General features: G+C 69.1%; 7 protein-coding genes. 4 read left to right on the top strand and 3 right to left on the bottom strand.

Features of this window, described 5'->3' with window-relative positions:
* On the top strand, positions 1–180 hold a 180-nt coding region (locus tag F3J18_RS34780; protein ID WP_166916634.1), incomplete at its 5' end, for a hypothetical protein.
* Between the two features lie 80 nt (positions 181–260).
* Positions 261–1,187, top strand: coding sequence for a LysR family transcriptional regulator (locus F3J18_RS34775; RefSeq protein WP_025096922.1), 927 nt, complete (start codon positions 261–263; stop codon positions 1,185–1,187).
* Positions 1,188–1,420: 233 nt separating this feature from the next.
* Here F3J18_RS34775 and F3J18_RS34770 read toward each other — a convergent pair whose 3' ends face one another.
* Complete coding sequence (locus F3J18_RS34770) at positions 1,421–2,245, bottom strand: PhnD/SsuA/transferrin family substrate-binding protein (RefSeq protein WP_166916632.1); 825 nt, start codon at positions 2,243–2,245, stop codon at positions 1,421–1,423.
* A gap of 18 nt (positions 2,246–2,263) precedes the next feature.
* Positions 2,264–3,364: a porin gene (locus tag F3J18_RS34765; RefSeq protein ID WP_166916630.1), complete on the bottom strand. Its 1,101-nt coding sequence runs from the start codon at positions 3,362–3,364 to the stop codon at positions 2,264–2,266.
* Positions 3,365–3,720: 356 nt separating this feature from the next.
* Here F3J18_RS34765 and F3J18_RS34760 point away from each other — a divergent pair, with 356 nt between their 5' ends.
* Positions 3,721–4,653, top strand: coding sequence for an ABC transporter substrate-binding protein (locus F3J18_RS34760; RefSeq protein ID WP_029949278.1), 933 nt, complete (start codon positions 3,721–3,723; stop codon positions 4,651–4,653).
* An 85-nt stretch (positions 4,654–4,738) separates the two neighbouring features.
* Positions 4,739–5,761: a fatty acid desaturase gene (locus F3J18_RS34755; RefSeq protein WP_166916628.1), complete on the top strand. Its 1,023-nt coding sequence runs from the start codon at positions 4,739–4,741 to the stop codon at positions 5,759–5,761.
* Positions 5,762–5,791: 30 nt separating this feature from the next.
* On the opposite strand, the gene F3J18_RS34750 is transcribed toward F3J18_RS34755, so the two are convergent.
* Entirely contained in the window at positions 5,792–6,421 is a 630-nt protein-coding gene (locus tag F3J18_RS34750; protein ID WP_025096917.1) for a hypothetical protein, read from the bottom strand.
* Between the last annotated feature and the right edge of the window lie 379 nt (positions 6,422–6,800).

The following is a 6,800-nucleotide window of genomic DNA, read 5'->3' as shown; positions in this document are numbered from 1 at the left end:
CACGGCGATCCGGCGCCGGCACGCCCGCCGCGTCCCGACCCGCGCGCGGCGGCGATCAACCAGCGCCGCGCGGCCGGCCACGCCGAAGTCGGTGCACGCCACCTGGGCATGGCCACGGCCGTCGCCGCGGCGTGCGAGGCGGGCGACGGCCATGCGCATTCCACCGCTCGTCGCGATTGACTTCCGATGAGCGGCCCTCAAGAATCTGACGGGCAAGCGCGCGGCAACGCGCGCAACCGTCCGTCCCCGAGGACACCACCGTGCCCACCTATAGCCGCAACGACCTGGCCACGCTGAATGCGTTCAGCGTGATCTGCCGCCGCAAGAGTTTCCGGCTTGCCGCCGCGGAACTGGGCGTGACCGCCTCCGCCCTGAGCCACGCGCTGCGCGGCCTGGAGGAGAAGCTCGGCGTGAAGCTGCTGAACCGCACCACGCGCGCGATCTCGCCGACCGATGCCGGTGCCGCGCTGGTGCGCGGCCTCGATCTCGGCTTCGAGCATATCGAGGGCGCGCTGGCCGAACTGTCCCAGTTCCGCAATACGCCTTCGGGCCTGATCCGCCTGAACGTGCCGCGCGACGCCTCGCAACTGCTGATCAGCCCGATCCTGGGCCGCTACCTGAACCGCTTTCCGAAGTCGCAGATCGAGGTGGTGGTCGACGACGGCATGGTCGACATCGTCAAGGGCGGCTTCGACGCCGGCATCCGCTACGGCCGCAGCGTGCCGCAGGACATGGTGGGGATTCCGCTCACGCCCGATCTCGAATGGGTGCTGGCCGCCTCGCCCGACTACCTGCGCCTGCACGGCACGCCGCGCGAGCCCACCGAACTGCTCGCCCATTCCTGCATCCGCATGCGGCTCGGCGACGAGTCGCTCTATCAATGGGAGCTCGGCACCGGCAAGCGGGCCTGCCGGATCGACGTGCCGGGCCGCGTGATCCTCAACGAGACCGATGCGGTGGTGGAAGCCGCGCTGGCGAGCGTGGGCATCGCCTACTGCCTGAAGCAGCGCATCTCGCGCCATCTCGAGAGCGGCCGGCTGCTGCTGGTGATGTCCGACTGGGCGCCGCCTGTCGAGCCCTTCGTGATGTACTACCCGAGCCGCCGGCAACTGTCGGCGAGCCTGGTGCAGCTGGTGCAGATGATCCGCGAGGACCACGGCCTGCCCGAGTTCAAGCGGCCGGGCTGAGGCGCCCCGCGATAGCGACACGTCCTGGCAGTTCCCTTGGCCGCCGCCGCGAGTCGTCTCGTCGTGGCGGTTTTTTTGTCGGCGGATCAAGCGACGATGGAAGCGCGAGCGCACAGCAAGACAAGGGCGCGCGACTGTGGACAAGCCGACGATGACAGCAAACTCGTCGGCACATGCCGGCGCCAGCCGGCAAACGCTGTGGAAAACCACCGAACGCGCGCGCCTGTGCCGCTTCAGGCCAGCACCGGGTAACCGAGCGCTGTCGCCTCCTCGGCGAAGCGCGCGATGGTCTCGTAATCGGCGGGCGCGAGCCGTTCGAAGCGCAGCAGACGCAGCTCGTGCGCGCGGGCCGGGTCCGCCGCGAGCGCCGTATCGAGCGCCTCGCGCAGCTTCGCGACCTGCTCCTCGTCGAGCCGGCGCGAGGCGATCAGCGGCAGGCCCGGCGCGCTCGCGGTGACGCCGATCACGCGGATCGCATCGAGCCGCTCGGGCAGCGCGTCGCGCAGGCAGGCAAACGTCACGCAATCGATCGCCGCGCAATCGGCCTGGCCCGCGGCCAGCGCCTCCAGCACCTTGCGATGCGACCCGAAGGCGGTGGCCGAGGCGAAGAAACGCCCGCCGCGCGCGAGCGGCGCGACGGCATGACGAAATGCATTCATGCCGCTGTGCGAATCCTCGCCGTTATAGGCGGCGCGCAGGCCGCGGCAACCGGCCAGCGTGGTCGCGCCGCCGGCATGCGCGGCGGCCGACACCACCAGCCAGCTCGAATAACGCGCGCCCTCGCAGCCCTCGACGTCGAACACCGGCGTCGCCACCAGATGCGTCAGCGCATCGAGCCCGAGCATGCGGAACGGATAACCGCAGGTCTGCGACAGCAGCAGGTCCTCGCGGCGCCACAGCGGCAGCAACTCGCCGAAGGGCTCGCCGAGCAGTTCGACCCCGCGCGGGCCACCCGCGCGCGCGAAGGCCGCCAGCGTGTCGGCCAGCAACGCGCGCCAGGCCGCGCCCAGGCGCGGCGTGACGTTGTACATCGGCAACCCGGCGACCCACTGGCTCATGCGTTTGCACTCCCGAGATCAGAAGACATGGCGGATGCCCGCGCGCCCCACCGCCTGCTTCTGGTTCGACGAGGGATTGAAGCCGGCGATCTGCGCCACCGCCGCGTCGCCCGCCGCCTTCTGGTAGGCGCCCATCACATAGACCGTGGTGCGCTTGGACAGCGCATATTCTGCGCTCAGGTTGAACTGCTTGTATTTCGGCACGCCGTCGGTGGCGTGGTCGCGGCCCGTGGTGTAGGTGTAGCCGGCCGACAGCGTCAGCGCCGGGGTGGGCGTGACGATGGTCGAGATCTCGTAGTTCTGGAAGGTGGCATCGTGGCCGGCGCTGCCCTGCTGGAAGTTGGTGTTGGTGAAGTCCACCAGCAGCTTGACGATCGGCAGCACCTGGTAGGACGCGCCCACCCCGAACACCTTCTGCGCGCGCGCCGCGTTCAGGTAGTCGCCGTAGATCGCGTTGGTGAAGCCGGGATAGTTCTGGTAGCCCTGGGTCGAGACGCCGGGATTGTTGATGCGCAGGTAGCCCACGCCGAAGCCGAACGGGCCGCCCGCGTAGCTGGCGCCGACGCTGAAGGTGGCGTTGTCGGAGAAGCGCCCCGGCTGGCCGCCGAACGCATAGAGCCCGCCGAAGGTGAAGCCGGCCAGGGTCGGGCTGCGGTACTTGACGGCGTTCGCGATCGGGAAGCCGTTATCGGTGTTGTCCATGTCGTTCGGGTGAGCGAAATAATAGCCCCCGACGTTGCCGTTCAGCGTGAAGGGCTCGACGAAGTCGACGATCGAATCCCATTGCCGGCCCAGCGTGAGCGTGCCGTAGCGGGTGTTGCTCAAGCCCACGTAGGCATTGCGCGAGAAACCGAGCCCGCTGCCCAGCCGCCCCGAGTTGATGTCGAAGCCGCTTTCCAGGCGGAAGATCGCCGAGGTGCCGCCGCCCAGGTCCTCGCCGCCGCGCACGCCCCAGCGACTGCCGGCCGTCACGCCCGAGGCGAGCTGCTGCAGGTGGTGGCCCTGCACGTTGCTGACGAAGTCGACACCGTCCTCGACGATGCCGTAGAGCGTGATGCTGCTTTGCGCATGCGCGCCGGCGGCCGCGGCCAGCGGCAGCGCGAGCAGGATTCTCTTCATGGTGGATGACCCGTTGTTGGAGTGGATTGAAGGTCGTGTCGACGGACGGCCGACTATAAGGATGCCTTGGCATCGTGGCAACCAAGGAATTCCGGATTGGTTTTCCGGTTCTGCCGCTGGACGCGCCGCCGGTTTCCTCGTCGATGCCGGCCCGGCGGGCCTCAGCCGGGTAAGGCATGCCGCCAGCGAAATGCGGCCTTTCCAATCTCCGGGCCCGTGATAAGCAAATGCGAATCCGTTGATTGGCCGCATGGCGGCGATTCGCTAGAGTTCCCATTTCGTCGTGATCACCGCGGACCGCGCCGCTCGACAGGCGCGGCCGATCATCGGGCATTGAGAAGGAATCCGAAACCAAGATGAACCCATCCCCCACGCTGCGCCTCGCCGCCTTCTCCCTGCTGGCCCTCGCCGCCTTCGGCCCCGCCCTGCCCGCGCAGGCCGCCGCGCCGATCGTGGTGTCCTCGAAGATCGACACCGAGGGCAGCCTGCTCGGCCAGTTGATCGCGCAGTCGCTGAAGGCGCACGGCCTGGCGGTGACCGACAAGATCTCGCTGGGCACCACGCCGATCGTGCGCAAGGCGCTGACCACCGGCGAGATCGACATCTATCCCGAGTACACCGGCAACGCCGCGTTCTTCTTCAACAAGGCCGACGACCCGCTCTGGCGCGATGCCGCCCGCGGCTACGCCGCCGCCCGGCAGCTCGACTACCAGGCCAACCACCTGGTCTGGCTCACGCCGGCGCCGGCCAGCAATACCTGGGGCGTGGCGCTGCTGGCCGGGCTCGCGAAGGCCAACCACCTTCGCAGCTTCAGCGACTTCGGCAAGTGGGTGACGGCCGGCGGCAAGGTCAAGCTGGTCGCCTCGGCGGAGTTCGTGAACAGCGCCTCGGCCCTGCCCGCCTTCGAGAAGACCTACGGCTTCAGGCTCAAGCCGGACCAGTTGCTGGTGCTTTCCGGCGGCGACACCGCCGTCACCATCAAGACCGCGGCCAGCCAGACCGACGGCGTGAACGCGGCGATGGTCTACAGCACCGACGGCGCGATCGAATCGGCCGGCCTGGTGGTGCTCGACGACGACAGGAAGGTGCAGCCCGTCTACGCGCCCACGCCGGTGATCCGCGAGGCGGTGCTGAAGGCGCATCCCGAGATCGACGGCATCCTCAAGCCGGTGTTCGCCAGCCTCGACCTGAAGACGCTGCAGACGCTCAACAACCGGATCCAGCTCAACGGCGAGCCGGCCGCGGGCGTGGCCGCGCAGTACCTGAAGGCCAAGGGCTTCGTCAAATGAGTTCGGGCGCCGGCGAGCGGCGTGTCGTGATCCAAGCCGGCGTGCCGCGTCGCGGCCGCCGCCCGTTCCACCATCTCGTCACGACATGGCCGAATACTTCGATGTAGACCACGCCAATGCCATCGGCCGGCTCGGCGCGCGCTTCACGGCGCGCAGCGAATGGCCCACCTGGCTGCTGATCGTCGCCGTCTATGGCGGCTGGCTCGCCGTGATGCTGCTGCTGCGCGCCGGCACCTTGTCGGTCGCCCTCGCCACGCCGCTGCTGATCCTGATCGCCGCCTGGCACATGTCGCTGCAGCACGAGCTGCTGCACGGCCACCCGACGCGGCACGAATGGCTCAACCGCCTGCTCGGCTATCCGGCGCTGGCGATCTGGTATCCCTACACGCTCTATCGCGAGGCCCATCTCGCCCATCACCGCGACGACGACCTGACCGTGCCCGGCGTCGACCCGGAAGGCAACTACGTGCCGCGCGGCCAGTGGGCCGGGCTGCCGCGCTGGCTCAAGGCGCTGTGGGTGCTGCGCAAGACCTTTCTCGGCCGGCTGGTGGTGGGGCCGCCGATGAGCGTCGGCACCATGCTGGCCAGGGAGTTCGCCAAGGTCCGTCGCGGCGAGCGCGGCACGATCCGGATGTGGGCGACCCACGGCGCCTGCGTGGCGCTGCTGCTGGCCTGGGTGCAATGGGCCACCGGCATGCCCTGGTGGTACTACCTGCTCGCCGTCAGTTGGCCCGCGCTGTCGGTGGCGATGATCCGATCGCTCTACGAGCATCGCGCGGCGGCTCATCCGAAGGCGCGCATCGCGATCAACGAGGCCGGCTTCGCGATGCGCCTGCTCTATCTCAACAACAACTACCACCTGGTGCACCACGACCTGCCCGGCGTGGCGTGGTTCGACCTGCCGGCCACCTACCGGATGCGGCGCGAGGCCTATGTCGAGAAATGCGACGGCTTCCTGATCCGCGGCGGCTACCTGGAATTGCTGCGCCGCCATGCCTGGCGCCCCACCGACGCGCCCGAGCATCCGTTCCGCCACGCGACGGTGGCGATCTCGGGCAGCGGCGGCAGGATCGCGGTGATCGATGGTTGCCTGCAGATCAGCAGTTGAGGGCGCGGCTCACGCATCGCCGCGCCGCCTTCACGGCTTCGCGCAGGCGGTCTCGTCGCGATTGACGATCTTCAGCATCGAGCGATCGGAGATCATCGCCGAGAAGCGATGCTGCTTGGCATCGCGCGTGAGCGTGACCAGCAGGTCGCCGCGGCGATAGATGTCGAGCTGCTCGTCGGGCGAACGCTTGCGGCCGATCAGGCCGGCGTAGTCGGCGTCGGGCAGGCGCGCGAAGCCGTCGGCGCGCAGCCGCCTGGCGACGCGCTGGGCAGCGTCGCCTGCGTCGGACAGGAAGTACAGCAGCGCGCCGTTGCCCATCAGGCTCTTGACCTGCGAATCCTCCATCCCGAACAGCGCCACGCCGAGCGCCTCGCCGTCGAAGATGCGGCAGCTCGGGCCGGTTCGCGACATCTGCAGGTAGCTGCCGTAATGCGGCGTGCACACGCTCTGCGTGGCCGGGTTGGCATCCTCGACGTCGTGCGGGATGGCACGCAGCTCCGTCATCATCTCGCCGACGTTGTGGGTCGGCGTGAAGCGGTCGAGGCCGGGACATTCCGGCAGGCTGGCGGTGTTGTTGATCGAGAAACCGTAGCCGGCCGCCGAGGCCGCCTGCGCGAGGCAGCCGAACGATACCGCGAGGATCCACTTGTCGAGTTTCATCTGCCTGGGCCGGGCCGGCGCGCGTGGGAAGGCGCGTATTGTCGGGGATCGGCGTGCTTCTGTCGATCGGCCGCCCGTCACGGCCCATTGCCGAAAGCCCTTCGAAATCCGCTCGCCGGCAGCCGCGATCCGAGAATAAAAAGACCTCCGGCCCATCGCAGTCGCCACCGACCCGCGATGCCCGGAGGCAAAACACCCTCACCAGGGCGTGACCTCGATCCTTGACCGCCCGCCTCAGCGAGGCACCATCGAAGCCGGCTGCCCGGCGCGCCGCCCGCGCGCCGCGAGCACCCAGACCAGGGCCGCCACCGCGATCGCCAGGCATCCCGCCACCGTCAGCGCGGCCGCGAACCCGCTGGCGAAACCGCCCGGCGCGGCC

The organism is Burkholderia sp. Ax-1720 (assembly GCF_011753035.1).
GTDB classification, from domain to species: domain Bacteria; phylum Pseudomonadota; class Gammaproteobacteria; order Burkholderiales; family Burkholderiaceae; genus Burkholderia; species Burkholderia gladioli.
The sequence above is the reverse complement of the archived record's forward strand: the minus strand, read 5'-3'. Positions and strand labels throughout refer to the sequence as shown.